Below are 23,610 nucleotides of genomic sequence, written 5' to 3'. Positions count from 1 at the left end.
CTCCGGGACGGGATCACCATCTCCCCTCGCGCCATCATCCCGGCGAAGGCAGGGATCCAGCTTTCCACGGGTTCCGCCGCCCGAAGCTGGACCCCGGCCTTCGCCGGGGTGACGGCAGGGAGAGGGGGCGGCGCCTGCACACATGCTCACCATACGCGGGCTTGTCCCGCGTATCCTTTTTGCCGGCCCCGCAAAGGATGCCCCGTGCCCGGACGTGCCCTGCGTGCTAGTCTTCCCCCATCGCAGGAGGTCCGCCATGTCCGAACAGCCGCAGATCCGCTTCGAAGACGGTGCCGCCTATGAGACCTATATGGGCGTCTGGAGCCGCAAGGTGGGCGAGGACTTCCTCGCCTGGCTCGCCCCCGCGCCGAGCCTCGCCTAGCTCGATGTCGGCGCCGGCAATGGCGCCTTCACCGCGCTGCTGGCGGAGCGCGTGCGCCCCGCCTCCATCCTCGGCATCGACCCGTCGCCTGCCCAGCTCGACTATGCCCGCAAGCGGACGGACGTTCCGGGTGCGCGCTTCGCCGAGGGCCATGCGATGGAGCTGCCCGCCGCCGATGCTAGTGTCGATGCCGCGGTGATGGCCCTCGTCATCGCCTTCGTGCCGGATCCCGCCAAGGGTGTCGCCGAACTCGCCCGCGTGGTGAAGCCGGGCGGTCTCGTCGCGGCCTATATGTGGGACTGGCCGGAGGGCTTTCCCTTCCACCATTCGCACAAGATCATCGAGGAGCGCGGGCTCCCCGCCATCGCGCCGCCCTCCTGGGAGGCCTCGCGCCGCGAGCGTCTGGCGGAGCTCTGGCAGGGGGCGGGCCTTGCCGGCATCGAGAGCCGCACCATCACCGTCGAGCGCACATTCCCCGATTTCGAAACGCTCTGGGCCATCACCCTCACCGGCCCGCGCGTCGCCACACTTGCCGCCGCGCTCGCGCCCGAGGTGAAGGCCGAGATGCGTCAGACGCTGAAGGACAGGCTTGGCGCCGAGGAGGGCAGGCCCGTCACGCTCAAGGCCACGGCCAATGCGGTGAAGGGCCGGGTTCCGGCCTGAGGTTGATCTCGCGGCGTCCCGCCATTAGCTTCACGACCGAAACACACGGAGGTCTGTTCGCATGTCATTCCTGAAGAAGCTGTTCGGCGGCGGATCGTCATCGGATGCAGCGCCCTCGGCGCCGAAGCGCACGCTCGAGTACAATGGCTTCGTGATCGCGGCCACGCCCTACAAGGAAGGCGGCCAGTGGCAGACCTGCGGCACGGTGACCAAGACCATCGGCAGCGAGGTGAAGGAACACCGCTTCATCCGCGCCGACCGCTTCAGTGATGAGGAGGCCGCGGCGTACCACGCCATCCTCAAGGGCCAGCAGATCGTCGACCAGCTGGGCGAGCAGGTGTTCCGGTAACTTGGCTCCGTCCGGTCACGCGCCCCACCCCCATCTGATTTTCTCCTCTCATCATGGCCGGGCTTGACCCGGCCATCCTTTGGCTGCCGGAAAAAAAGATGGCCGGGACACGCCCGGCCATGATGAGGTTTGGAAAAGTGAAGAAACCTACGCCAGCACGTAATTGAAGCTGACGCTGATGCGGTTGCCATCCGCCCGGTTCACCGGCACCTCGTGGCGGAGCCAGCTCTCCCACAGCATCAGCGTGCCCACCTCCGGCCGGAAGGACACATGCTGCTTCATGTCCTGCGGCAGCTTCGCCTGCTTGGGCGGGGCGGCCATCATGAAGGGAAGGCGCGGGTCCTCATAGACGATGGGACCGGCACCTGCGGGCACCGCGACGTAGAAGGTGCCGCTGATCACCGAGTTGGGATGGATGTGCGAGGTGTGGTGCCCGCCCTCGGGCAGCACGTTCACCCACAGCGAGTCGCAGCGCGGCCTGGTGCCGCGCAGATCCCAGTGCAGTTCCTTGGCATAGGCGAGGCAGTGCTTGTCGATCACCTTCACCAGCCGGGCGAATTCCGGGAAGCGCCAGGGCAGGTCGTTCAGCGAGGCATAGGAGGTGTAACCCGCATAGCCATATTTCTCCGCCCATTTCTGCCCCGCGCCATCATCCATCGCGAGCGACATGGCGAGCGCCTCGATCGCGTTGGTGAGCTTCTGGGGCACGATCTTCTCGGCCCGGTAAAGCCGGGTGACGAAAAGATCGTGGGTTTTCGCAGCGGGTGCCTTGGTCTGTGTCATGCCGTCCCGTTAGCCGAGGGTTCAACTGCCTTCAAGCGCCTTGACCACGATCTCGGCAATCGCGGGCGCGGTGTGCTTGGTGAGGTCCTTGGTGATCTCTCCGAGGGTCGCCCTGGCCAGCGCTGGCGCCACGGCCTTGCGCCAGACGCCCATGGCGACGGGCGGGGCGACGACCACGATGTCGGTGAATTCGCCGGCGGTGAGGTCCTTCGCCATGTCGGCGGCGATGCCCTTGACGAAGCGGTCCTCGGTCATCTGGTGATAATCCGGCTGCTCGGCCGAGGAGCGGCTGGAGCCCACGCTCTCCATGACGCGCGAGGGCTTGTCGGTGGCCTGCTCGCGGTTCGGCGGATTGTCCTGGTGATAGGCCTTGAGGGGCACGAGGTCGGGCTGGCCGACCTGGCCGGCGTTGCGGAACACGGTGGCGCGGCCCCCATCGGTGACCAGCACGCGGGCATTGTGGTTCAGGCGTTTCATGTCGGCACCTCCTTGAACTTGATCAAGCTGACACCCGCCCCCGGGTTCCCGCCTTGCGGAAGATCAAAAATCAGGCGACACAGGCCCCAGGTGGAGGACATCACATGCGGAAGCTCCTGAGCTTCGAATCCAGACGCCAGCCGGTGGCCAGCCGGTCGGTATTCTACGGGCGCCTCACGCGCAACGCGCTCTATTCGCTCGGCCTCGTATCCGTTTCGCTGTTCGTCGGCACCTGCGGCTACACTTATTTCGAGAACATGCGGACGGTGGATGCCTTCGCCAATGCCTCGATGATCCTCGCCAGCATGGGCCCGCTCACGCCGCTGATGACCGATGGCGGCAAGATCTTCGCGTCGTTTTATGCGATCTTTTCCGGCCTGCTGCTGATCGGCATCTCGTCGCTGATGCTGGCGCCGGTGTTCCACCGCATCCTGCACCGCTTCCACGTCGACGAGCAGGACGCCGACCCGCCCCGCCGCAAGCGCTAGTCCTGCGACAGGACCAGCCTCGGGTCGAAGGCGGCAGCCAGCCTTCGCCGCGCCGCGCGGGCCGCGTCGAGCGACGTGGCATTGATCACCGCAAGGCGGAAGCCACCCGGCGGCATGGCATGGTCCTGCGGCGGCTTTCCCTCATGGAAGGTCACCTGCAGGCTTTTCACGCCGGGCATGGTGCGGATCTCTGTCTGAACCGCGGCTGGCGGGTGGGCAAAGCCATGCCCGTGGTGGGCGAAGAGCGGCATGGAGAAGCCGTCACGGCGGGCGCTGTCGTCGAACGTCCACCGGCCCTCGGCATAGAGTCGCACCAGCGCCTCGACCCAGCCTGCGCCATAGAGGTCACACCACTGGTCGGCGAAGCGCAGGTGTGCCTCGATGATGGTGCCCCCGATGGTCTCGAAATTCATCATGCCGGTGTAGCCGGCCATATGCGCATCCACCCAGCCGGCGAGATGCGCCGCGAGACCGGGAAATGCCTGCGCGTGGATCGTCCAGTAGCGGAACATGCCACCGTCCCAGGCAAGGCCGGTGGCGTGCCGAAGCCAGGCAACACGGCCATTCTCGACGGCACAGTCGGTGGAGACGTGTTCACCCTCGAGCAAAGGCATCCACATGTGGCCCGGCGCATAGCCGTGCTCCATCTCGGCAGCGGAGCGGATCACGCGGCTGCCGATCCCCATGCCCTTGAGGTTGGTGACGGGCTTCGAGAACACGGGAAATGATGCCGGCATCACGCCATGCGGACCGGCGGAGAGGGCCTGGGTTTCCGCCACCTTCAGCTTGTCGTAGATCCAGCGATGCGCGGGAGAAAGCAGCCAGCAATCCGGATCATCCGTGGGAATGACGACATGCTCCGGACACGGAACATGCTCGAAATACTGCAAGCGCCACGGGTCACGTTCGAGAACCGGCATGAACCGAGATTATCATGCCCATGCCGGCCCGCAATGTCGGTTACTTGATTTCCCAGATCACGTTGACGTCGACTGCAATCGTCTGCTCGCCGGCTGCTACCGGCACGGGAGCCGCCGCAGCCATGTCGGCTTTCATCATGGCGCCTCGTACCATTGGCATGGGCGGCTGGGCGGCACTTCCTTCGCTCACCTGCATGACGGGGCCGAGTTCGATGCCCATGGCCGCGGCATAGACCTTGGCCTTGCGGGTCGCATCCGCCGTGGCAAGCTTGCGGGCTTCGTCCATGGCATCCTGGGGCTTGGCGACATCGAAGCTGATGCCGCTGATCTGGTTGGAGCCATTCTGCACCAGCTTGTCGAGCAGGGGGCCAAGGCCCTCAATCTTGCGGAGCGTCACGGTGACGTTGTTGGTGACGTCATATCCCATCAGCTTCGGCGCCTGGCCATTCTGGAAGTCGTAGCGCGGCTGGACCGAGAAATTGGAGGTCTGGATGTCCCTGTCCTCGATGCCTGAGGACTTGAGCGCAGCGAAGAGGTCATTCATCGCCTGCGTGTTGGCGGCCAGTGCCTCGGCTGCGGTCGCCCCCTGGCTGACGACGCCGGAGGTGACATAGGCGAGATCCGGCGCGCTGCGCACCTCCCCATGGCCGGTGAGCGAGATGATGCGGGGCAATTTACCTCCTTCGGCAAGGGCGGGGGATGCGGCGGCAAGCATGCCCAGGATGGCGGCGGTGGCGAAACTCATGCGCTTCATGATGCTCTCCTTCAGGTGGCAACTGGATGGGCACAGATTGCGGCGCCAGTGGGGCATCACCGGAAGGGCGGTTCGTCGAAGCTGCGGAGCTTGCGGGAGTGGAGCTGGCCGACATTGCCACGCAGCTGCTCGATGGTCTCCAGCCCGATGAGCAGGTGCTCGCCCACCGCCCGGTCATAGAAGGCATTGGCGGCTCCCGGCAGCTTGATTTCACCATGCAGCGGCTTGTCCGAAACGCAGAGCAGCGTGCCGTAGGGAACCCGGAAGCGATAGCCCTGTGCCGCAAGCGTGCCGGATTCCATGTCGACCGCGATGGCACGGGACAGGTTGATGCGGCGGAGCTCCTGGGTCCAGCGGAGCTCCCAGTTGCGGTCGTCATTGGTGACGACCGTGCCGGTGCGGAGCCGCTCCTTCAGCGCGTCGCCACGTTCTCCGGTGACGCGTGCGGCTGCCTCCTGCAGCGCCACCTGGACTTCGGCCAGGGCCGGAATGGGGATTTCCGGCGGCACCAGCTCATCCAGAATATGGTCCTGGCGGAGATAGCCATGGGCCAGAACATAGTCGCCGATGCGCTGGCTCTGGCGCAGGCCGCCGCAGTGGCCGACCATCAGCCAGCAATGGGGCCTCAGCACCGCGAGATGATCGGTGATGTTCTTGGCGTTCGACGGGCCAACGCCGATGTTGACCAGCGTCACGCCACCATGCCCGTCGCCGCGTGACAGGTGATAGGCCGGCATCTGGAAACGGTGCCACTGCGAGCCGGCAATGATCGCCTCCGCCTCCGCCGGCGCCATGCCGCGGGTGATCTTTCCCCCGCCCGGCAGGTAGAGCACCGACCACGGGCTGTCACGCGACAGTTGCTCCAACCCCCACTTCACGAACTGGTCGACATAGCGGTGGTAGTTGGTGAGCAGGATCCATGGCTGCACGGCGCGCCAGTTGGTGCCGGTGTAGTGCTGCAGCCGCTTCAGGGAATAGTCGACGCGCACGGCATCGAACAGTGCGAGCGGCAGCGGGTGGCCCGGCTTGTGTGCCCAGTCGCCGTCCGGCACCTCGTCGCCCACCTGGGCGAGCTTCGGCGCAGGGAAGTGGAGCGTCAGCTCGGCGGCGGTCACGCCATTGCGTCCAAGGTCGTCGCCCTGGTCCAGCACATAGGGGTAGGGGATCTCCTGATCGGAGGGGTGGACGGAGATCGCGGCGCCGTAATCCTTCACCAGGTAGCGCAGCTGTTCAATGAGGTAGCGGCTGAAATGCTCCGGATGGGTGACGGTCGTCGCGTAGGTGCCCGGCCCCTGGAACTTGGCATAGGCGCGGGCGATTCGCGGCTGGACCCCGCCGGAGCGGTATTCGACCCGAAGCTCGGGGTAGGTGAAGCTCCGGCGCTCCTCGAGTGTGGGGGGCTCGCGGGTGTCGAAATAGCGCTCAAGGCAGTCCTTGAGGCGGGTGGTCGACTGGCGGTAGAGGTGAATGAGCTGCTCGACAGCGGCTTCCGGCGTGAGGTCATGTTCCATCGCCGCAGCCTATAGCATGGCGGCGCGAATTGCTGTAGCCATCCCCTCGCGTGGGGGCCCATAGCTCAATGGTTAGAGCTGACGGCTCATAACCGTCTGGTTCCAGGTTCGAGTCCTGGTGGGCCCACCACCCTGCCGCCGGGCGAGGGCCGTGGCCCGTGCTTGTCAGCTCGGGCGGCCCTTGTTAGACCCAGCCGATGCGCCCTCAGGACCAGCAGTTCACCGCGTGATCAGATCCCTCACCAGCCCGGTGACGATAGAATGACGGCGCGGCTCCCTCACCCGCTCGTCGTCACTGCGGCGAACCATCTTCAGGCCCGGACGCTCATGCAGTTCCTGCTGTCTGCGGCCCGCCACGGGATCGACAAGCGTGCCAACTGGGCGGTTTATGATCTGGGTCTTTCAGCGGATGACAGGGCCCTGCTTTCGCGGCGCTTCGGCTGGGCGGTGCTGCGCACGCCACCGCGGGACGGCACATCGCCGCCTGCCTTGCTGCAGGATGCCGCTGCCGGGCATTCGGACGTGCTGTTCTGGTTTGACTGCGGAACACTGTTCCGGACCGGCATTGACCCGGCTGTGCAAGCGGCCGCGCAGCAAGGCTTCTGGGGGTTGCGCAGACAGGCGCCGATCGCGCGGACCTGCAGCGCCGGCCTGCTGGATGGCCTCGACGTGCCGCTCGAGACCCGCCACCTGCGTGCCTGGTCCGCTGACGCCGTGGGCTTCGACATGGCCTCACCCGTGGGGCGGCAACTGGTGGCGGACTGGGCGAGCGAGGCTGGCGCCGGAGCGGCCTCCTCCACCCCGGCACATTGCGAAGCCCTGCTGAACGGCCTTCTCGCAAGGGCCGTCTTCACGGGATCACTTGAACCGGCGGGAGAGGATGTCGACATCGGATCGGCACGCCCCAGCCCGATGCTTCACACGCGATCCATGGTGCCCAACTGGCGTCCGCTATGGACGGACCCGTCCGAGCGGCTTGTCGCTGCCACGCGGAAAAGCATGCACCGGTTCCGGCACCAGGCCAGGCTGTTCAATGACACCCGCATCGACGGCTGGAAGGGGGCGGTGTTCGGCGATCATTACACCGTGAAACTCCGGAACGTCTGCGATGGCACCGAGGTACCTGTTCCAGGACCGCGCGGAGGATTCCTTGCGGACCCCTTCATCACGCGCCGCCACGGGCGTTTCTGGCTCTTCATGGAGGAGTTCACCTATCGCGAGGACCGCGGCTTTCTGACCGTCGCTGAAATCGATGACGGCATGAAGCTGGTGTCGCAGGCTCCCGTGCAGCTGGGCCCGGGCTATGCCGCTCTCGACAGCCATGCCTCGTTTCCATGCGTCTTTGATCTCGAGGGCGAGGCCCACATGATCCCCGAGACGCACAAGCGCTTTGCGGTCGACCTCTTTGTCTGCGAAAGCTGGCCGGCACGCTGGCGGCTGCGTCGGCGGCTGCTGTTCGGACTTGATGCGGTGGACAGCATGCTCATCCAGGAGGCCGGACTATGGTATCTGATAACCTCCGTCCATGGCTCACCCAACCGTCATCTGCAGATTCATTTCACCGATGATCTGTTCTCCGGCCGTTTCACGCCGCATCCCGTCAATGCGAAGGCGCTGTATGGCAATGCGGCGAATGGCACGGGGCGCAACGCCGGCTACATCGGGCGGCAGGCGGACGGCTCGCTGATACGCCTGATGCAGGACAGCCCGAAGCACTATGGCCAGGGCATCAGGCCGATGCGCATCACGGTCCTGAGTCCCACTGAATTTCATGAGGAACCCGTGACGTCGATCGACATGTTGCCGGGCATCGTTGCAGGCTTCCCCTCACACCACGTCACCCGTGCGGGCGACGTGCTGGCATTCGACACGCGGAGCTGACGTCGTGACCGTCGCGCCACCATTTGGGACAGGACCGGATGCCGGGATCCATTGAGACCTTGAAGATGCGCATCCGGGATCTCCATGAAACGCTCCGGCCGATCAAGGTGGGTTACGCCCGGCGATATCCCGTCAATCCCGAGGCCACTCTCGTCACGGCATTCATTTCGCTGCCCGATGGAGCCTTTGGCGATGGCAGGACGGCGCACCGCTACAGGGACTGGATGAGGTCCATCCTGTCCATCCGTCAATACATGACGGTTTTCATCGAAGATGAAAACGCCGACTTCGTGCGCGAGACAAGGAAGAGCTTCGGCGACATGACGGAGATCATCACTGTCTCGAAGGATGAGCTTTCCCGATCGGCCAATTACCGCAACATCCAGCGCATCATCGCAGGGCGCTACATGGAGAAGGCGCGCCGCAGCGACCGCATCGAGCTGCGCGAACCCTTGTACAACACGATCATGTTCAGCAAGCCCGAGTTCGTCGCGCGCGCGATACGCAGCAATCGTTTTAAGTCGCGCTATTTCTTCTGGATCGATGCCGGGCTCGGACATGGCATGAACCGGCGCCTGCTGTATCGCGGGCTGATGAACCGGCCCTGGCCCAACCCCGAGAAGAACCATCTGCTGAACGAGACGATGATGGTTCTCGCGACCCGGTCCGTGACGGAACGACGCGATATTGCCAACATATTCCTGATGCATGATGCCATGCTGGCAGGGGGGCTCTGGGGTGGTGACGGCGAAACCGTGCTCAAGTTCTGCGAGGCGTTTCGGCGGGAACTCGGCTGGTCCTTCGAGAATAATCTCCTGGATGACGACCAGGCCATCATGACGGCCGTCTATCTGAAGCACCCGCAATGGTTTACGCTGGTGCCGGGCCGTCCGTTCCTCGACAACAGATGTTACATCCTCAAGTGTCTCGACGGCCCCTAGTCCCGCTCTAGACGCCCGTGGCAACCGCCTTGCGATCTGCTTCGATGAAGGCCACGAGTTGCTTCGTTTCATCGGTGAGCAATTGCAGTTTCGATGTGTCGAGCGGCTCCGTCAGATATTGCAGCAGCAAGAGGTCCTGGCCCTGCGCAAATGCCGGCCCCAGGCCGCAAAAGAAGAAGCCGAGGCGCCTGGCTGCTGCGATCAGAAGGGGCACGCCGGGGTCAGATGCCAGCATCTGAAGTTGCACGGAACGTGCGCCGAGGGAGAGCACGTCCCGCAGCGACTGGGCCAGTTCGATGGCGCAGCGGCGTCCGGCGCGCTCGAACTTGATCAGCCCGTAGCCCCGATCGTTGACGCTCAATCCGGTGAGCGAGTCCGGTGCGACTGCGGCGTCCGAAGCAGCAGGTATCGCTGTGACGCCCAGACTCCTGTAAATGTTCTGCAACACCTCACGGTAGGGCCCTGCATCCTGAAGGCTGCGCGTTTCCGGTGGCTGCACGAATTGGAACGTGCGAAGATAGGTTTGTCGCTGGCCTGCGGTGGGGCAGGCGAGGTCCTTCGGCCGGAAGTCCTCCGGATTGGCTCCCAGCAACACTGCGCAGATCGGCATGCCGGACCGCACATCATTGCGCTGGGAGAAGGTGTGAATGGTGAGGGGTTCCGCATAGACCCCGACCAGGCCATGCTTTGGCGCCTCCTCTGACAGGCGGTCGGTCATCCGTTCGAGCAGGTGATGGCCGCGATGGCTGGCAAGGACGACCGCCTCGCCACGTTCCGCGACCACGCCGCCGGGTTGGCGCTCAAGCGCCAGGTGGCCGACGATCTCACCCTGCCGGTCGCGTGCGACCACGGAGATCAACTCGCCATCTTCGACGCGCGCCCAGTATCGCTTGGGCGAAAAGACATCGGAATGCACGTAATGATGACCGTAGACAGACAGAAAGCAACGGGCGATGCCCGGCGCATCGGCGCGCTGGGCGAGGTCGATCACAGGAGCATCCGCCATTGGCACGCCGGGCGATTCATCAGCCTGAAGCGGAGCACTTGCTTGTGCCGGGCCGGTTGCAGCGAGCGTTCGATGCAGTGAGATCTCCCAGCCATCGATGCCAATCTCGCGGCATGACAGTCCGGATCCCTCTGGTAAACGTTTGCCGAGAGACGACACCAAACCAGCGAAGCGGGCATGGCCGGGAAGAGCCAGTCGCAGCCGCGCCTCCCTCAGCGACAGTGAGAGGCTCACCCGGGCATGCTCGTGCCCCGTGGCAGTGGCACAGAGGGCGTTCCACACTTCCAGGCCGTCATTGGCAAGCAGTCCGGCAGCAGGGGGCGGCACGTCATCCGCGAGCGCCGCCTCACGAATGAAGCTTCGCAGCAGCTCGCCGTGGCTGGTGCTGACGGTGAGATGGAGTTCGCTGGATCTGGATGCGGCCGTCATGCCGGAGGTTGCTCCTGCCATGGATGAACTGCTTGGCTGGGCATCAGTCTAGGCACATTCGCCATGCCCGAACACGCATTCTTGCGCTGAGAGGCTGGTGAAGCCCCATACACCGGCGGATGCTCACGGCTGGAGGATGGGCTCCTGTCCCATGTCGGGCACGTCGCCCTGCTCCGGCGAGATGGCGTCGGGTGGCACTTCGGTTCCCGCACCTTGTGGATCGTCCTGGGGTGCCGCCGCGGAGGGGGACAGGAAGATGATCATTGCCGGAGCACCATCGTCGCCAGAGCGAATCGTGAAGGCTGTTCCGGGCAGCAACTTGCGCAGGGCACGGTCGAGGCTGGTACTGCGCAGGTGGTTGGTATTGATCGTCGTGTCTTCGGGCCGGTTCTTGACGGCGACTCCCGTGGCGGCGGAAATGACGTCGATGAGTTCGGTCGAGGAAACCGGGCCGATGATGTCGATGTCGTAGCCGGAAGCGGCTGGCGAGATCGTGACCTCGGCGGAGGCGGGATGAGCCAGTCCAACCGACATGGCCAACAGCGAGGCGAACATCGTCCACCGTGGCAACCGGTCATGTCTGCGTTCTGGCCGTGGCATCAGTGCCTGCTGTTGATGGCGGCAACATAGAAGCGCGCAGTGGCCCGGGCAACCGGCTTTGGCGAGGAGGTGCTGCGATGTATGTTGGCGAGAAACCTCAGCCCGGAAGTCCAGCATGAAGATATCGATTGCCGCATCCCTCGTGTCGTTTTTCCTGCTCGTTGCGCCGGCACTTGCTGCCAAGGTGCCATCCCCGGCCGAGTTGCAGGCGCGGCAGCTTGCCGAACCCGTCACCGTCACGGTGCTCGAACCGCACTTCGGCTCCGCCAGACGCGGCTACCTCGCCTATCCTGCGCGGTTGGTGCTGGAACAGGTTCTGGGCGAGGGCTGGAACCAGCCCGGCACGAGCATCCGCTTCAAGGCTCTGGACGGCTATGCCTCGGTGATACCTGCCGCCGTGCTCGCGGGGCCGGATGCCTATCTTGCCTTCGCCATGGCCGATGGTGGCCCGTTCGAAGTCGACAATGCTCTGCAGAACGAGACCGACATTCCGCTCGGGCCCTGGTATCTCGTGTGGGACAATATCCGGAATCCCTCGTTGCGGGACAATGGAGCGGTCATATGGCCCTATCAGGTGAGCGAGGTGGAAATTGCCGAGGCGGGCGAGGAGCAACTGTTTCCCGGCGGCCTTGACGGGAGATACGCCGCAGGCGGCAAGCTCGTTCAGGTCAACTGCATCACCTGCCACAAGGTGAACGGCTATGGCGGAGACAAGCTTGCCATCGACCTGCCCGTGGTGGTGAGACAGAAGCCGCCGCAGGACTTCCTGAGATGGGTCCTGTCACCCCGCAGCGTCAAGCCGGATACCACCATGCCGGGCCTGCCGCCAGAGTGGCCGGAGGCTCGCCGCCTGGAGGCGGCGCAGGCGATCTACGACTATCTCGTCAATGTTCCGCTGGTGCCGCCTGCCGAGTGAGCAGATAGGCCGCCGCGGCGGCGTCATAGTGGCGGATGACATATCCTTCGCCAAACAGCCGGGTCAGTTGCGCGCGCACGCGCAGGCGCGCGGCGAGGGCGGCTTCATAGTCCTCAGCCAGCATGCGATCGAGGTCCGGCAGGATCTCGACACGTTCCGCGCCGGCCGGCAGGGGCAGTCTCGGCATGCCGGGTTCCCACGCGGCGCACGCGGCAGCGCGTTCGGATGCGAGGTGCCAGTCGGCGCGCAGCCGGTCCGAGGGGAGGCCGGCATTGATGCCCTTCATCACCCCATAATAGTCGGGATGGTAGGTGCAGACCTCCGCGCCCAGCCGTGCGATGTTGAGGTGCGCGTTGGTGTGACGCAGGGGGTCGTAGGTCCATCTCACGATGGAGATTCCCCGCGCCAGGCACCACTCGCGCTGGTAGCGCTTGAGGCGGAGCGCCAGGCTTCGGCCGCGGGCATCCGGGTGCACTGCAAGCCGGTGCGAATGCTGCACATGGGGGTCGCGCGTCGGAAAGCCGAAGACGTAACCCACCAGCCTGTCCTCATCGAAGGCGCCCGCGACGAGGCCGCCCTCGTGCTGCAGCACCATCATCAGGTCGGCAGGGTCCTCCGTGTCGTCAGCGCCCCACACGTCGCGCTGCAGCTGCTCGGCCTTGAAGAATTCCGCCATGCCTGAAAGATCGCGAATGATCATGCCGGGAAGTGCTCCGTGGACACCGTGACGGAGTCAAGGAATGGCCGGTCGAGGGTGACGCCGATGCCGGGTCCCTGCGGCACGGGCATCCGGCCGTCCACGGCTTCCAGCGCCTCGTTGACGATGTCCTTGGCGAAGTAACGGCTGGAACTCGACGTATCGCCGGGCTTGCGGAAATTCGCCAGGGTGGACAGGTGAATGTTGTGGGCGCGGCCGATGCCGGATTCCAGCATGCCGCCGCACCACACGGGCAAGGTCCAGGCCGCGCAGATGTCATGGATGCGGCGGGACTCGAGATAACCGCCCACACGCCCGACCTTGATGTTGATGACCCGCGCCGCGCCGCTGGCCAGGGCCTTGCGGGCGTCCTGTGCCGAACGGATGCATTCGTCGAGGCAGATCGCCGTCTTCAGGCGCGGCTGGAGGGCCGCATGATCATGGATGTCGTCCCAGGCCAGTGGCTGCTCGATATAGTCCAGATTGAAGTCGTCGAGCGCCATCATGATGTCCATGTCGGCAAGGGTATAGGCGCTGTTGGCGTCGACGGTGAGATGCGCGTCCGGCATCGCCTTTCGCACGGCCTCGACGAGCTTGACGTCGTGCCCGGGCATGATTTTCAGCTTGATCCGCTTGTATCCGAGCTCGAGATGCTTCTGCGCGCGTTCGATGGTGTTGCCGACCGGCCCGATGCCCAGTGACACGCCCACGTCGATGGCGTTGCGCTCGCCACCCAGCAGCGTCTTCAGCGGAAGCCGCAGCGACTTGGCAAAGAGGTCCCAGAATGCCATTTCCACCATGGCCCGGGCCATGTAGTGCCCGCGCCAGGGGGTGAGCAGGCTTTCCACCGCCGCAGGGTTCTCGAAGCTCCTGCCCACCAGCTGCGGGATCAGGACGTCGCGCAGCAGCATCATCGAGCCCGCGATGGTTTCGTCGAGATAGTCGGGCAGGGGGTCCATCACCCCCTCCGCGTAACCCTCCACACCGTTTGCCCGCAGCGTGAGCAGCGGAAACAGCTTCTCGTACATGGTGCCGGTGGCGATGGTGAATGGCGAGAGCAGCGGCAGCCGCACCAGGCGAAGCTCGGCGCTGTCGATCGTCAGGGGCGAAGCGGTCATGGCAGTCTCCATGCCCCAAGGGCTTATGGAGACTGCCGGATTGTTTCAAGCCCTTAAGTGGCGTTCGTCAAGCCGGACGGCAACCGCCGCGGCGGCGATGACGGACGCGCCGCCGCGCTCCTCATCCGGCACATCCAGGCCTCCCTTCACCACCCGCACGCGTGCCGTCCCTGCCGGCAGGCTGGCCGCCACCCTGGCGGCGTCCACCATCTCCGGTTTCTGCACGCCGATGGTGACCTCGATCTCAAGGGCAGCGGGGTCGATCCTCAGGGTCTGCAGGAAGCTCAGCGAGGAATGATGGATGCAGTCCTCCACTGCGCGCAGCGCCGCCTTGGTATAGTCACCCCCATGCATGTCATTGCCATGGCCCATCTCCAGGATGATGCGCTTCAACGCCATCAGGCATTCTCCACGTTCAGGTAGACCACCGCTGCCACGTTGGCGATGACGGTGAGGTTGGTGCCGTCATCGTTCATGATTTCCAGCCCGCCCTCCACCACGTCAACCTCGCGCGTGCCATAGGGCAGCACCGCGGCGACGGCCGCCCTGTCGACGAGGGTCGGCTTCGGCACGCCGACCAGAACCCTCACATGCATGTCTTCCGGCGCCTTGCCGAGCGCCGGGGCGATGGTCAGCGAGTTGTGCCACAGCGCGTCCTTCAGCGCCCGTACCGCGGCCTTGGTGTAGTCGGAACCGCGCAGGTCCGTTCCCATGCCGAGTTCGACGATCATCCGCTTCAAAGCCATGCGAGAGGCCCTTCCTTGAAAGCCGGAGTAGAACACCCTTGGTGAGGGCGCCGTCAATCTGCCCGATGTGGCGCGCCAACCAATAGTTGCAGCGCCAGCAGCAACCTCCGCACAGGTCGCAGGTTCAGGCGAAAGCAACTTACAGTGTGGATTTGTATAGTTATCTGTGTGAAATCGGCTACAACTCCAGCATGTCTCGGCTAGGGTCATGGAACTCTTTAACGCAATAGAAGAGAGCATCGCCGTCGTGCACTTTGGTGGGCCGATCCTGGCGCTGCTGTCGGTTCTCGTCTTCGAGGTTCCCCGCTATCTGATGTCGACGCTTGCCATCGCAATGTTCGGATGGAGACGCGAGCGCAGGCTGGATACCACGGTCTCCATCAGTGTCGTGATCCCCGTCTTCAACGGGGAAGGTGGTCTCGCAAGCACCGTGTTGTCACTTCGCACGCAGTCGGCACGCGTGCAGGAAGTCATCGTGGTCGACGATGGCTCGACCGACGGCACTCTGGGCATGGCGCGCGTGCTGATGGACCGGGGCCTCGTGAGCCAGGTGATTCATCACCGGCAGCGAACTGGAAAGAGTGCGGCGATCAATCATGCGGCGCGGTTTTCATCTGGTGAACTTCTCGCGGTGATCGACAGCGATACGGTGCTCGAAGGGCCAGACGCGCTGGCCATGCTCGCTTCTGCGTTTTCTGAGTCCCGGGTCGCCGCAGCGAGCGGAAACATCCGTGTCCGCAATGCGGACGAAAGCCTCTGGACGGCCTTCCAGGGTCTGGAATACCTCGCCTCCATTACGGTCGGCCGCTCGTTTCTCGATATCTTTGACTCCGTCGCCTGTTGCTCCGGGGCGTTTTCGCTGTTTCGCCGGAACATGTTTCTCGCTGCTGGCGGAATGAGCGTGGGGCCGGGAGAGGATCTCGAGATAACCCTGCGGCTGCGCCGCCTCGGCCATGATGTTCGCTTCGTTCCCGCCGCGAATGCGACCACCCGGGTGCCGGCCACCCTGGCCCGACTGGTGCGTCAGCGTTTGCGGTGGGACAGGGATGCCGTGTCGATCCGTCTCTTCATGTACGGGCAGGGCGCTCGCCGCCTTTCCGCGGAACGCCTTGGTGACACGCTGCAGCGGCTGGATTTCATGATCTTCGAATTCTATCCGTCGGTTCTCCTGCCGTTCTATATTGTTTACGTGCTGTCGCTGTTCGGCGGCGACACCCTCTATTTCCTGGCTGGTCTCTATATCTATCTGTTCGGGTTCTATGCACTGAACATCGCCATCATCGTCATTGCCAGCGGTGTGCGGCTCACGGCCTTCGACGGGTTGGCCCTGTTCGGCCTGCCCGTGTATCAGGGCATCATCCTGCGGGTCGTGCGCTTCTACGCCTTCGTGACGGAAGTGTTCCTGGCGTCTTCGCAGCGTGATGACTTCGTGCCGAAGCGGGTGCGGGAGGCGCTTTATGCGCATGCCGATGGATAGGTCGCTGCCGCTTGCACCTCATCCCGTGCGGGCACGGCGCGCGCGCAGCGGCTTGCTGGTGCGACTGGTCTATGGAGCCGGCGTTCTTGCGGTCGCGTCCTACTTCGCGTGGTATTTCGGGCGCGAGTTCCTCTTCCTCGAGGGCGCCGGCACCGTCACGGCGCCCGTTTACGACGTTTCAACGGCCTATCTTTCACAGGTCGTGCACATGAATGTGGCTTCAGGCGTGGCCGTGGAGAAGGGCGACCTCATTGCCACCCTCAAGTCTCCGCAGATCGAGCGCGAGGTCGATGATCTCGATCGCCTGCTCGTGGAGCAGAGCCAGAAGGAGGCCGATCTCAAGATCAGGCTCCGCGTGTCGGCAGCAACCGTCGACCTCTTGCGCAAGAACGTCGAGCTTGCAGATGAGGCCTTCAGCCGGCTCGACCCCGGCAATTCCGGCGTAACCAGCCTCAGCTATCGCATGGACGTCTATCGCGAGCGCTCCGCTGCCGGCCTGCAGCTGGCTCAGGCGGAGGCGGAGGCTGCCGAGGTACGCAAGCAACTCGACCTGTTCGCAGCCAACCGCCGCGACATCAGGATCCGGAAGCATGAGCTGCTGGCTGCCTTCGATGAGGGGCACGTCAAGGCCCAGGTCGATGGCATCATCGGAACGGACGTGGTGCATGTCGGCGAAGTCATCAAGCCGGGAGACCGCATCGCCGAAATCTACGATGTCTCGGAAGCTTACATTCTGTGGCACCTTCCGCCCTTCAGCCTGCGTGAGCCGCAGGTGGCTGAAGAGGTCTATGTGCATTATGGATCCGAGGTCCTTCCCGCCTATGTCTATGAAATACAGCAGATCGCCCAGCAGGCCCCGGGCATCAACCAGTCCTTGCTGCGGGAGAAGCCACAGCAGCAGGTGGTGCTCGTGCGCCCCATGCCGGGCCAGAGACAGCTGCCGATCAATGCCCAGGTGACGGTGCGCATGAACTACAGCGACCTCCTTGAGGCGATGGCCAGTCGGTTGTTCGGGCCCGGCAAATGAGTTCCCCGTGCAGATGCGGCGCGCATGATGCCGAACGGTGGCCGGTGCTTCATCACATGCCCTGCGCCTATGTTGGGCCGGCGTATGACTTCAAGTCATCCCCACAGGGCAGTGTCTGCCCAAAGTGCGACATCGTGTTCACAGCTTCTGATCGCGACAACGAGATTCTGGGATATGCTTGGCGCTGCCCCAGTTGTGGGGCCGAATGGCTGGAGGAGACACTCTCGTGACGAAGGGTCCATTTGCCGCTGCCGCGGTGGCCCTGATCCTCGCCGGTCCGCAAGGCGCTGCAGCGGGTGGGCAAGGCGTGTCGCCGGGCGCGGCGGTGTTCATTCGGGAATGCGCCAAGTGCCACCAGGCGGGCGCTGGCGCACGCAACCGGATTGGCCCTGCGCTGACCGGCATCATCGGCCGCCAGGCGGGCACCGTCCCCGGCTACGACAACTACTCTGATGCCCTTCGGCAATCGGGTATCGTCTGGACTCCGGAAAACTTCCGAAGCTTCGTCAAGGATCCGAAATCCATGGTGATCGGCACGACACAGGTCTACCGGGGCCTGAAGGATGACGAGAGCATTTCGCTGCTGATCGAGTATCTCGAAGAGAAGTGAAGCGTCGCATCTGTGGCCGCAGCCCAGTTGACGTCGGTTCGCATCGAGTCCCAGCTGCATTCGCAGGGAGCTTACCTGCCCAGAAGCCGCACCCCGATCGCCGCGGTCAGGCCGGACACCGCCCCGGTCAGCACCGTGCCCCAGATCATGTCGATGACCGCGATCTTCGTCGTGAAACCCTTCATCACCGCCAGATTGGTCAGGTCATAGGTCCCGTAGGCCACCAGCCCGAGGATCGCGCCGTAGAGCACGGCCTGGCTGACCGAACCGCCCTGAACGGCGGGCCACACCACCATCACCATCAGGCCGGTCACATACAGGATGTAGAAGGCCCCGGCCGCTGCGAAATTGGGCGGCTGGCGCAGCAGCTCGCCGATTTCGGTCACGTAGAAGCTGCGGCCCAGCCACAGGAGCCAGACCATGTCGATCACGAGGAACAAGACCGCCGCGGCGATCCAGAGAATGATCCACTGTGTCAAGTCGCTCTCCTGTCCATTTGTGCTTACTACGGACAGCAGGTCAGGAAGATCACCTCAGGCGACCGCCCTTGCGAGGGCGCACTGCGACCACAGCTCGGAAAGTGCCGTCACCAGGTGGTCGATGTCGGCATCGCTGTGAAGGGGCGTGGGGGTGATGCGCAGCCGCTCCGTGCCGCGCGGCACGGTGGGATAGTTGATCGGCTGGATGTAGATGCCGTGCTGTGCCAGCAGGATGTCGCTGATCCACTTGCACTTCTTGGCATCGCCCACCATCACCGGCACGATGTGGCTGGTGTTGGCCATGTAGGGAACGCCGGCCTGGTCCAGCTTCTTCCGCAGCTTCGCCACCCGGTCCTTGTGGCGCATGCGCTCGAACTGGGAGGTCTTGAGGTGGCGGATCGAGGCCGCGGCGCCCGCTGCGCAATGGGGCGGCAGGGCGGTGGTGAAGATGAAGCCCGAGGCGAAGCTGCGCACGAAGTCGCACAGGGCGGCCGAGCCGGTGATATAGCCGCCCACCACGCCGAAGGCCTTGCCCAGCGTGCCCTCGATGACGGTGATCCGGTCCATCAGCCCCTCGCGCTCGGCAATGCCGCCGCCGCGCGGGCCATACATGCCCACGGCGTGGACCTCGTCGAGATAGGTCATGGCGCCATACTTGTCGGCGAGATCGCAGATCTCCTTGATCGGGCCGATGTCGCCATCCATCGAATAGACGGACTCGAAGGCGATCAGCTTCGGCCGCGACGGATCGGCGGCCTTCAGCAGGCGCTCGAGGTCGTGGAGGTCATTGTGCCTGAAGACGTGGCGCTCGGCCCGGCTGTGGCGGATGCCCTCGATCATCGAGGCATGGTTGCCCGCATCCGAGAACACGATGCAACCCGGGATGCAGCTGGCCAGCGTGCCCAGCGCCGCCCAGTTGGAGACGTAGCCCGACGTGAAAAGAAGTGCGCCTTCCTTGCCATGAAGGTCGGCGAGCTCGCGCTCCAGTTCGACGTGGTAGTGATTGGTGCCCGAGATGTTGCGCGTGCCGCCAGCACCCGCGCCGCAGCGGTCCAGCGCCTCATGCATCGCCGCGATGACGGAGGGGTTCTGGCCCATGCCGAGATAGTCGTTGGAGCACCAAACGGTGATCTCCTTCTGCTCGGGCCCATGATGCGTGGCCTTGGGAAAATTGCCCGCCTTGCGCTCGAGATCGGCAAAAACGCGGTAACGGCCTTCGGTCTTCAGCGCGTCGAGTTCGGTCTGGAAGAAGCTTTCATAATCCATCGGGGGCACTCCGGAGGGCGGCTTTGAGGGGTGTATAGTCAAACCTGGGCGATATGGAATTGCGCGATTTCGCCGCGTCCTGGCGGCGGGGCAGGCTCCATTTCCACAGCTTTTCCACAGGCACCGGCAGCATCAGCATCCAGTGCTCGAACAGGGCGAGCGCCGCCAGCGCGGCGAGCAGCGACCAGCCGGCGCGCTCGGCCGCCAGATCGGCCGCATAGGCCTTCTGGAACAGCAGCACGGCCCCGACGGTGGCCGCGGTGATCGAAAAAGGGAACAGCAAATTCATGGACTTGCGGGTGAGGAAGCTCTTCAGCACCGCCATGTGGGCCGGCACGAACTCCTCCGAGACGTTGCGCACGCCCAGGAACACGTTGAGCCGGGCGGAGAGGTGCATGGCCCACAGCAGGAGATAGGCCCAGAGGCCCCAGTTGTTCACAGCTTCTCCACAGAGCCCCCAGATGGCCAGCGCCACCGCCACGATGGCGATCTCGTGCCACAGGTTCACCCCCAGCGCGTGGCCGAAATGCCGCCAGCCGGCACATCCCGCCGGGCAGGACTGCTTGCGGGGGCCGGTCACGTAGCCCGTGTAAAGGCTCAACTCCTGCCAGCCCCAGGCCAGCACGCCGGCGGTGAAGGAGGCATAGACCGAGAGGAGCGAGGGATCGTCCCGCTCGGCCCAGATCACCCAGAGTGCGGCCGCGAGCACCGCCGTGCCGCCCGCCATGCTCCACTTGAAGGTCCGGACCGGCAGCTGATCGAGATAGAAGATCACGCCGGTGGCGAACCACCAGAGGAGCAGGGCATAGGCGATGGGCAGCGCGTAATCCATCCGGTCACCAGGTTGGCGCGAGGCGGATGTCGGCGGGCAGGTCGTTGGACTTCGCCGGGATCAGGTAGAGGCGCATCAGGGTCGCGCCCGCCGCCACTGCCGTCCAGGCCTTCCCCAGCTTCGCTGTCATGCCACCTTTCTTCTGCCATACGGCGGCACGGTCATTGATCTTCCTCAATTTCTCGAGGCCGGCGAAGAAAGCCGGATTGTCGATGTCGAGCTCCAGCGGGAAGACCTGGCGGGAGATCTCCGAGGTCACCTTGAAGACCTTGTAGCCATATTCGGTGGGGTCGATGCCCATCGCCTCATGGAAGTGAGGCCGCTGGTGGTCGCGCACATACATGGTGGCGAAGACCGCCATCAGGAAGAACTTCACCCACAGCTTGTTGAGGCCGGAGAGCAGCTCCGGATGTGCCCGCATCAGCAGTGCGAAGGCTTCCCCGTGGCGGAACTCGTCATTGCACCACTGCTCGAACCACTTGAAGATCGGGTGGATGCGCTTGCCGGGATGCGCCTGCAGGTGACGGAAGATGGTGATGTAACGCGCATAGCCGATCTTCTCGGAGAGATAGGTCGCATAGAAGATGAACTTGGGCCGGAAGAAGGTGTATTTCTTCGTCTTGGTCAGGAACCCTAAGTCAACGCCGAGGCCGAAATCCTTCAGCGTGTCGTTGATGAAGCCCGCGTGCCGGCCCTCGTCGCGGGCCATCAGGCGGAAGAGCTCGCAGAGGTCGGGGTTGGTGCCGCGCTTGCGCATCTCCGAATAGAGCACGCAGCCTGAGAATTCCGCGGTGAGCGAGCTGACAAGGAAATCCACCAGCTCGCGCCGCAGGCCTTCGGGCAGGGCGGCAAGGTCGACGTGGTCCCATTCCTCGTTGCGCTTGAAGTGGCCCTTGTTGGGGTCGGACTGCATCTCGGCGATGAGCTTGTCCCACTCCTCGCGCACGGGGCTCACGTCCAGCCTGTCGAGGGCGGCGAAGTCGGTGGTGTAGAAGCGCGGGCTCAGCACGGTCGATTCCTGTGCCTTGGCGAGCGTGTCGGCGGGCCTGATGCCCAGTGTCTCGATGGTCATTTAAAGCTCCTCCCCCGAAAAGCTGAATTCCAGAAGTTCCATGAATTCCAGATCGCCCGTGAGCCTCACCCACTTGCGCTCCAGCCAGGTGGCCCGCGTGATCGTCGCCTTGCGGCGCTCCGTCGCGCTCTCGCCATAGGGCACGATGATCGGCTTGCCGTGGACGAGCACCTCGTCGCCCGGTTCCACCGTCACGCCATCATCGAGTTCCACATGCGCGCCCAGGCTCTCGAAGGTGTTCACCACGCGCACGGTGCACATCACGTCCTGCCGGTCCGGTGTGAAGATGTTCAGCATCAGCCCTGGTCTCCTGAAGGTGAAAGGAAGCGGAGGAAGGAGGCCGCGTTGTCGCGGCCATAGGCAGCGAGGTCGAGCGATACGCCGGACGCCGTATCGACCAGCAGCAGCCGCCCATTGCTCAAATGCTCGAGACGATAGGCATCGGCGGTGCTGGCCTGCTCGGTCTGCCGCATGCGGTTGAGCCCGCGCAGCACGCCGGGAATGAAGCCCTCGCCACTGGTATGCGTGATGATGGTGCCCGTCGTGGCATCGATCACGGCGACGCCCTGCGCATCGCTTTCAAACCGCAGCAGGCGGCTCTGGGCGACCTCCGCCGTTCCGAGGCTTTGGACCGGCGAATAGCCCCCGACGCGGGCCACCGAGGCGGCCAGCAGCGCCGCCACCACCATGCCGGCCGCCGCCAGTGCGGCGGGGTGCGGCCTGCGGGCAGGATGCTGGGCCATGACGCTTCTCATGCGGCCACCGGCTGGCTGGCCTTGGATGGGCGATGGTCGCGCGCCTGCCTTGCAAGGGGCGTGGTGGCGGTTCCCGTCAAGGCTGCGGCGAGCAGGCTTGCTACGTCATCGGCGCCCGGCACGCAGCGCAGGCAGGGCTCCGGATGCGCGAACTTGAAGGGCCGCGCATGGGGCCACAGCAGCAGGTAGGCGATGCGCTCCTTCTTCGTCACCTTCAGCGGAATATCTCCGGAGCCGTTGCCGTGGATCCTGAGCGACGCGCCATCGACCTGGCTGAACGGCAGGTTCAGCGTCACGGGCAGCGCCATGCCGATCCGCATCACCACGCGCCGTGTCGTGATGGTGTAGACGGTGGTCCGGGCGCTCAGGTATGCGAGGCCGGAGAGCAATGCTGCCGCCACCAGCCCCATCGGCATCAGCCACTGGAAGGGCCGGGCGGCATAGGCAAGGCCTTCGCCCTCGGCATATCTCAACGCGCCCGCGAGCAGGGTGAGACCGGCAAAATACCAGATCACCTTGCGCACATGAAAGGCATGCACTGCCAGGTCCTGCCAGCGGGGCGCGCCCTGCCACAGCATGCGCTCGCCCTTTGGCAGGTTCTGCGGCAGGCCGCGGACCGGCTCGAAGTCGAAATCGTCGTGATGCTCGGTCATACCAGCGGCTCGGCGCGATCGGGAATGGCATAAAGGTGTCCGCCGGCGTAGAAGGCGCAGATCTTGTCCTCCTCCAGGCGGGTGACGACATCCGGGTTCCGCAGTCCCGGCACCTTGATGAACTGCTTCGAGGTGATGGACTTCACCTCGATCCGCCGCTTGCCGCCCCAGATGCGGGCCAGCGTCGTGGGCAGCAGCACGTTGCGGGTATGGCCTTCCTTGTCGCTCACTTCGACTTCGAGGTAGCGCATGATGTATTCCGAGCGGTCGACCCACACGTCCTTCACCGTGCCGCCCTGCTTGCCGTCGCAGCCGATCACCGGCATGCCGCGCGGATCGGGGTCGCGCTCCTCGACGTGCCAGGCGGGATTGTTGCGCAAGGGCGACAGCTTCGGCTCGCCGGTGAACAGCGCATCCGGAATGTCCTGCCGCTCGGCATAGGCAGCCGGACCGACGCCATCCACCATCGCGTCGCCGTCCGGCTCCAGCGGTGCACCCGGCCAGGGCCCGATCGGCGTCGCCTTGATGGGGCGGCTGTCATGGGGCTCGGCGCGCGGCGCCTGCACCGTGGTGCCATCGGCGAGAAGATAGGTCTTGGGGGCGGGAACCGCTGGCCAGCCCTGCACCGTGATGTTGGCCGAGCGCTCCGACTCCAGCGGATAGCCCTCGCGCTTGTCCTCGCGGTGGAGGTAGATGATGATCCCGGCGAGGAACGCCCAGAAGGCGTAGAGCACGACCTGGGCGACATCGACATACTGGGTCAAGGCTGCAGACATGG

General features: G+C 64.6%; 29 protein-coding genes, 1 tRNA gene and 1 pseudogene. 12 read left to right on the top strand and 19 right to left on the bottom strand.

The genetic code is table 11. The features are described 5' to 3' along the window. The first annotated feature begins 256 nt into the window (after window positions 1-256). The 3 genes and pseudogenes from DK847_RS21040 (at window position 257) to DK847_RS15840 (ending at window position 1,394) form a co-directional block, all read left to right on the top strand. Window positions 257-382, top strand: a complete 126-nt coding sequence (locus tag DK847_RS21040) for a hypothetical protein (protein ID WP_280956412.1) — start codon at window positions 257-259, stop codon at window positions 380-382. 12 nt (window positions 383-394) lie between these two features. Further along, window positions 395-1,045, top strand: a pseudogene (locus DK847_RS15845) (class I SAM-dependent methyltransferase); the annotation flags it as partial. Window positions 1,046-1,106: 61 nt separating this feature from the next. Beyond that, on the top strand, window positions 1,107-1,394 hold the full coding sequence (locus DK847_RS15840) for an HlyU family transcriptional regulator (RefSeq protein ID WP_111199490.1): 288 nt from the start codon (window positions 1,107-1,109) through the stop codon (window positions 1,392-1,394). Window positions 1,395-1,541: 147 nt separating this feature from the next. Here the strand turns inward: DK847_RS15840 and DK847_RS15835 are convergent, their stop codons facing one another. Together DK847_RS15835 and DK847_RS15830 are read right to left on the bottom strand one after the other, a co-directional pair. Continuing rightward, a complete protein-coding gene (locus tag DK847_RS15835; RefSeq protein ID WP_111199489.1) occupies window positions 1,542-2,177 on the bottom strand; it encodes a TIGR02466 family protein in 636 nt (211 codons plus the stop codon). Between the two features lie 21 nt (window positions 2,178-2,198). Further along, complete coding sequence (locus tag DK847_RS15830) at window positions 2,199-2,654, bottom strand: host attachment protein (RefSeq protein ID WP_111199488.1); 456 nt, start codon at window positions 2,652-2,654, stop codon at window positions 2,199-2,201. Window positions 2,655-2,758: 104 nt separating this feature from the next. Here DK847_RS15830 and DK847_RS15825 point away from each other — a divergent pair, with 104 nt between their 5' ends. Then, window positions 2,759-3,142 (top strand): hypothetical protein, encoded by a 384-nt coding sequence (locus DK847_RS15825; RefSeq protein WP_111199487.1) that lies wholly within the window; start codon window positions 2,759-2,761, stop codon window positions 3,140-3,142. On the opposite strand, the gene DK847_RS15820 is transcribed toward DK847_RS15825, so the two are convergent. Genes DK847_RS15820 through DK847_RS15810 form a run of 3 tightly spaced genes read right to left on the bottom strand, consistent with a single transcriptional unit; the run spans window position 3,139 to window position 6,327 of the window. After that, complete coding sequence (locus DK847_RS15820; protein WP_111199486.1) at window positions 3,139-4,062, bottom strand: hypothetical protein; 924 nt, start codon at window positions 4,060-4,062, stop codon at window positions 3,139-3,141. The genes DK847_RS15825 and DK847_RS15820 overlap by 4 nt on opposite strands. A gap of 40 nt (window positions 4,063-4,102) precedes the next feature. Beyond that, a complete protein-coding gene (locus tag DK847_RS15815; RefSeq protein WP_161957319.1) occupies window positions 4,103-4,816 on the bottom strand; it encodes an SIMPL domain-containing protein in 714 nt (237 codons plus the stop codon). A gap of 56 nt (window positions 4,817-4,872) precedes the next feature. Beyond that, complete coding sequence (locus DK847_RS15810; protein ID WP_111199484.1) at window positions 4,873-6,327, bottom strand: AMP nucleosidase; 1,455 nt, start codon at window positions 6,325-6,327, stop codon at window positions 4,873-4,875. Window positions 6,328-6,381: 54 nt separating this feature from the next. Between DK847_RS15810 and DK847_RS15805 the strand changes: the two genes are divergently transcribed. The 3 genes from DK847_RS15805 (at window position 6,382) to DK847_RS15795 (ending at window position 9,149) form a co-directional block, all read left to right on the top strand. Continuing rightward, a tRNA-Ile gene (locus DK847_RS15805) sits at window positions 6,382-6,457 on the top strand. A 131-nt stretch (window positions 6,458-6,588) separates the two neighbouring features. Then, on the top strand, window positions 6,589-8,208 hold the full coding sequence (locus tag DK847_RS15800; RefSeq protein ID WP_146256153.1) for a glucosamine inositolphosphorylceramide transferase family protein: 1,620 nt from the start codon (window positions 6,589-6,591) through the stop codon (window positions 8,206-8,208). A 65-nt stretch (window positions 8,209-8,273) separates the two neighbouring features. Beyond that, on the top strand, window positions 8,274-9,149 hold the full coding sequence (locus tag DK847_RS15795) for a WlaTC/HtrL family glycosyltransferase (RefSeq protein ID WP_245414638.1): 876 nt from the start codon (window positions 8,274-8,276) through the stop codon (window positions 9,147-9,149). 7 nt (window positions 9,150-9,156) lie between these two features. On the opposite strand, the gene DK847_RS15790 is transcribed toward DK847_RS15795, so the two are convergent. Both DK847_RS15790 and DK847_RS15785 read right to left on the bottom strand, forming a co-directional pair. After that, entirely contained in the window at window positions 9,157-10,584 is a 1,428-nt protein-coding gene (locus tag DK847_RS15790; protein WP_111199481.1) for a GNAT family N-acetyltransferase, read from the bottom strand. Between the two features lie 123 nt (window positions 10,585-10,707). After that, window positions 10,708-11,139 (bottom strand): hypothetical protein, encoded by a 432-nt coding sequence (locus DK847_RS15785; RefSeq protein ID WP_111199480.1) that lies wholly within the window; start codon window positions 11,137-11,139, stop codon window positions 10,708-10,710. Window positions 11,140-11,299: 160 nt separating this feature from the next. Between DK847_RS15785 and DK847_RS15780 the strand changes: the two genes are divergently transcribed. Beyond that, window positions 11,300-12,100, top strand: a complete 801-nt coding sequence (locus tag DK847_RS15780) for a cytochrome c (protein WP_111199479.1) — start codon at window positions 11,300-11,302, stop codon at window positions 12,098-12,100. Here the strand turns inward: DK847_RS15780 and DK847_RS15775 are convergent. From DK847_RS15775 to DK847_RS15760, 4 genes are read right to left on the bottom strand one after another with little or no spacing between them, the layout of a single operon-like run. Next, window positions 12,069-12,800: a GNAT family N-acetyltransferase gene (locus tag DK847_RS15775; protein ID WP_111199478.1), complete on the bottom strand. Its 732-nt coding sequence runs from the start codon at window positions 12,798-12,800 to the stop codon at window positions 12,069-12,071. The genes DK847_RS15780 and DK847_RS15775 overlap by 32 nt on opposite strands. Continuing rightward, on the bottom strand, window positions 12,797-13,915 hold the full coding sequence (gene menC / locus DK847_RS15770) for an o-succinylbenzoate synthase (RefSeq protein WP_245414633.1): 1,119 nt from the start codon (window positions 13,913-13,915) through the stop codon (window positions 12,797-12,799). Before menC ends, DK847_RS15775 begins: the two co-directional genes overlap by 4 nt. A 45-nt stretch (window positions 13,916-13,960) precedes the next feature. Further along, window positions 13,961-14,314, bottom strand: a complete 354-nt coding sequence (locus tag DK847_RS15765; protein ID WP_111199476.1) for a Lin0512 family protein — start codon at window positions 14,312-14,314, stop codon at window positions 13,961-13,963. Next, window positions 14,314-14,661 carry a Lin0512 family protein gene (locus DK847_RS15760; RefSeq protein ID WP_111199475.1) on the bottom strand — a complete coding sequence of 116 codons (348 nt, stop codon included), beginning with the start codon at window positions 14,659-14,661 and terminating at the stop codon, window positions 14,314-14,316. The genes DK847_RS15765 and DK847_RS15760 overlap by 1 nt, the downstream gene beginning before the upstream one ends. A gap of 208 nt (window positions 14,662-14,869) precedes the next feature. Here DK847_RS15760 and DK847_RS15755 point away from each other — a divergent pair, with 208 nt between their 5' ends. The 4 genes from DK847_RS15755 to DK847_RS15745 are packed head-to-tail and all read left to right on the top strand — an operon-like array spanning window position 14,870 to window position 17,775. Continuing rightward, window positions 14,870-16,138, top strand: a complete 1,269-nt coding sequence (locus DK847_RS15755) for a glycosyltransferase family 2 protein (protein WP_111199474.1) — start codon at window positions 14,870-14,872, stop codon at window positions 16,136-16,138. Then, entirely contained in the window at window positions 16,119-17,165 is a 1,047-nt protein-coding gene (locus DK847_RS15750; RefSeq protein ID WP_161957317.1) for an HlyD family secretion protein, read from the top strand. The genes DK847_RS15755 and DK847_RS15750 overlap by 20 nt, the downstream gene beginning before the upstream one ends. Then, window positions 17,162-17,395 carry a TackOD1 domain-containing metal-binding protein gene (locus DK847_RS21150; protein ID WP_425358696.1) on the top strand — a complete coding sequence of 78 codons (234 nt, stop codon included), beginning with the start codon at window positions 17,162-17,164 and terminating at the stop codon, window positions 17,393-17,395. The genes DK847_RS15750 and DK847_RS21150 overlap by 4 nt, the downstream gene beginning before the upstream one ends. Then, the gene (locus DK847_RS15745) at window positions 17,392-17,775 is read left to right on the top strand and encodes a c-type cytochrome (RefSeq protein ID WP_161957315.1); all 384 of its coding nucleotides are present in this window, start codon (window positions 17,392-17,394) and stop codon (window positions 17,773-17,775) included. Before DK847_RS21150 ends, DK847_RS15745 begins: the two co-directional genes overlap by 4 nt. 71 nt (window positions 17,776-17,846) lie before the next feature. Here the strand turns inward: DK847_RS15745 and DK847_RS15740 are convergent, their stop codons facing one another. From DK847_RS15740 to puhA, 8 genes are read right to left on the bottom strand one after another with little or no spacing between them, the layout of a single operon-like run. After that, a complete protein-coding gene (locus tag DK847_RS15740) occupies window positions 17,847-18,254 on the bottom strand; it encodes a DUF2177 family protein (RefSeq protein WP_161957314.1) in 408 nt (135 codons plus the stop codon). Between the two features lie 54 nt (window positions 18,255-18,308). Beyond that, window positions 18,309-19,520, bottom strand: coding sequence for a 5-aminolevulinate synthase (gene hemA, locus DK847_RS15735; protein WP_111199470.1), 1,212 nt, complete (start codon window positions 19,518-19,520; stop codon window positions 18,309-18,311). Then, the gene (gene puhE / locus DK847_RS15730) at window positions 19,510-20,352 is read right to left on the bottom strand and encodes a putative photosynthetic complex assembly protein PuhE (RefSeq protein WP_111199469.1); all 843 of its coding nucleotides are present in this window, start codon (window positions 20,350-20,352) and stop codon (window positions 19,510-19,512) included. Before puhE ends, hemA begins: the two co-directional genes overlap by 11 nt. Before the next feature lie 4 nt (window positions 20,353-20,356). Further along, on the bottom strand, window positions 20,357-21,424 hold the full coding sequence (gene acsF / locus DK847_RS15725) for a magnesium-protoporphyrin IX monomethyl ester (oxidative) cyclase (RefSeq protein ID WP_111199468.1): 1,068 nt from the start codon (window positions 21,422-21,424) through the stop codon (window positions 20,357-20,359). Further along, window positions 21,425-21,721: a hypothetical protein gene (locus DK847_RS15720; protein ID WP_111199467.1), complete on the bottom strand. Its 297-nt coding sequence runs from the start codon at window positions 21,719-21,721 to the stop codon at window positions 21,425-21,427. Next, a complete protein-coding gene (gene puhC, locus DK847_RS15715) occupies window positions 21,721-22,167 on the bottom strand; it encodes a photosynthetic complex assembly protein PuhC (RefSeq protein WP_161957313.1) in 447 nt (148 codons plus the stop codon). Before puhC ends, DK847_RS15720 begins: the two co-directional genes overlap by 1 nt. Window positions 22,168-22,175: 8 nt before the next feature. Continuing rightward, window positions 22,176-22,832: a photosynthetic complex putative assembly protein PuhB gene (gene puhB, locus DK847_RS15710; protein WP_111199465.1), complete on the bottom strand. Its 657-nt coding sequence runs from the start codon at window positions 22,830-22,832 to the stop codon at window positions 22,176-22,178. Next, window positions 22,829-23,608: a photosynthetic reaction center subunit H gene (puhA, locus tag DK847_RS15705; RefSeq protein WP_111199464.1), complete on the bottom strand. Its 780-nt coding sequence runs from the start codon at window positions 23,606-23,608 to the stop codon at window positions 22,829-22,831. The genes puhB and puhA overlap by 4 nt, the downstream gene beginning before the upstream one ends. Window positions 23,609-23,610 lie beyond the last annotated feature (2 nt).

The sequence above is a fragment of the Aestuariivirga litoralis genome, assembly GCF_003234965.1.
Classification (GTDB): Bacteria; Pseudomonadota; Alphaproteobacteria; order Rhizobiales; family Aestuariivirgaceae; genus Aestuariivirga; species Aestuariivirga litoralis.
Note: the sequence above shows the minus strand (reverse complement) of the source record. Positions and strands in the feature narration are given on the sequence as shown.

Bases quoted from the DNA above. Each gene is read 5' to 3' on its own strand.
- DK847_RS15765 (WP_111199476.1), bottom strand. From the start codon at position 14,314: ATGGCGTTGAAGCGCATCATCCTGGAGATGGGCCATGGCAATGACATG.
- puhC (WP_161957313.1), bottom strand. From the start codon at position 22,167: ATGGCCCAGCATCCTGCCCGCAGGCCGCACCCCGCCGCACTGGCGGCG.
- acsF (WP_111199468.1), bottom strand. From the start codon at position 21,424: ATGACCATCGAGACACTGGGCATCAGGCCCGCCGACACGCTCGCCAAG.
- DK847_RS15820 (WP_111199486.1), bottom strand. From the start codon at position 4,062: ATGCCGGTTCTCGAACGTGACCCGTGGCGCTTGCAGTATTTCGAGCAT.
- hemA (WP_111199470.1), bottom strand. From the start codon at position 19,520: ATGGATTATGAAAGCTTCTTCCAGACCGAACTCGACGCGCTGAAGACC.
- DK847_RS15780 (WP_111199479.1), top strand. From the start codon at position 11,300: ATGAAGATATCGATTGCCGCATCCCTCGTGTCGTTTTTCCTGCTCGTT.
- DK847_RS15720 (WP_111199467.1), bottom strand. From the start codon at position 21,721: ATGCTGAACATCTTCACACCGGACCGGCAGGACGTGATGTGCACCGTG.
- DK847_RS15755 (WP_111199474.1), top strand. From the start codon at position 14,870: ATGGAACTCTTTAACGCAATAGAAGAGAGCATCGCCGTCGTGCACTTT.
- DK847_RS15815 (WP_161957319.1), bottom strand. From the start codon at position 4,816: ATGAAGCGCATGAGTTTCGCCACCGCCGCCATCCTGGGCATGCTTGCC.
- puhB (WP_111199465.1), bottom strand. From the start codon at position 22,832: ATGACCGAGCATCACGACGATTTCGACTTCGAGCCGGTCCGCGGCCTG.
- DK847_RS15830 (WP_111199488.1), bottom strand. From the start codon at position 2,654: ATGAAACGCCTGAACCACAATGCCCGCGTGCTGGTCACCGATGGGGGC.
- DK847_RS15760 (WP_111199475.1), bottom strand. From the start codon at position 14,661: ATGGCTTTGAAGCGGATGATCGTCGAACTCGGCATGGGAACGGACCTG.
- DK847_RS21040 (WP_280956412.1), top strand. From the start codon at position 257: ATGTCCGAACAGCCGCAGATCCGCTTCGAAGACGGTGCCGCCTATGAG.
- DK847_RS15790 (WP_111199481.1), bottom strand. From the start codon at position 10,584: ATGACGGCCGCATCCAGATCCAGCGAACTCCATCTCACCGTCAGCACC.
- DK847_RS15835 (WP_111199489.1), bottom strand. From the start codon at position 2,177: ATGACACAGACCAAGGCACCCGCTGCGAAAACCCACGATCTTTTCGTC.
- DK847_RS15750 (WP_161957317.1), top strand. From the start codon at position 16,119: ATGCGCATGCCGATGGATAGGTCGCTGCCGCTTGCACCTCATCCCGTG.
- DK847_RS15840 (WP_111199490.1), top strand. From the start codon at position 1,107: ATGTCATTCCTGAAGAAGCTGTTCGGCGGCGGATCGTCATCGGATGCA.
- menC (WP_245414633.1), bottom strand. From the start codon at position 13,915: ATGACCGCTTCGCCCCTGACGATCGACAGCGCCGAGCTTCGCCTGGTG.
- puhA (WP_111199464.1), bottom strand. From the start codon at position 23,608: ATGTCTGCAGCCTTGACCCAGTATGTCGATGTCGCCCAGGTCGTGCTC.
- DK847_RS15825 (WP_111199487.1), top strand. From the start codon at position 2,759: ATGCGGAAGCTCCTGAGCTTCGAATCCAGACGCCAGCCGGTGGCCAGC.
- DK847_RS15800 (WP_146256153.1), top strand. From the start codon at position 6,589: ATGACGGCGCGGCTCCCTCACCCGCTCGTCGTCACTGCGGCGAACCAT.
- DK847_RS15810 (WP_111199484.1), bottom strand. From the start codon at position 6,327: ATGGAACATGACCTCACGCCGGAAGCCGCTGTCGAGCAGCTCATTCAC.
- DK847_RS15785 (WP_111199480.1), bottom strand. From the start codon at position 11,139: ATGTTCGCCTCGCTGTTGGCCATGTCGGTTGGACTGGCTCATCCCGCC.
- DK847_RS21150 (WP_425358696.1), top strand. From the start codon at position 17,162: ATGAGTTCCCCGTGCAGATGCGGCGCGCATGATGCCGAACGGTGGCCG.
- DK847_RS15795 (WP_245414638.1), top strand. From the start codon at position 8,274: ATGCGCATCCGGGATCTCCATGAAACGCTCCGGCCGATCAAGGTGGGT.
- DK847_RS15775 (WP_111199478.1), bottom strand. From the start codon at position 12,800: ATGATCATTCGCGATCTTTCAGGCATGGCGGAATTCTTCAAGGCCGAG.
- puhE (WP_111199469.1), bottom strand. From the start codon at position 20,352: ATGGATTACGCGCTGCCCATCGCCTATGCCCTGCTCCTCTGGTGGTTC.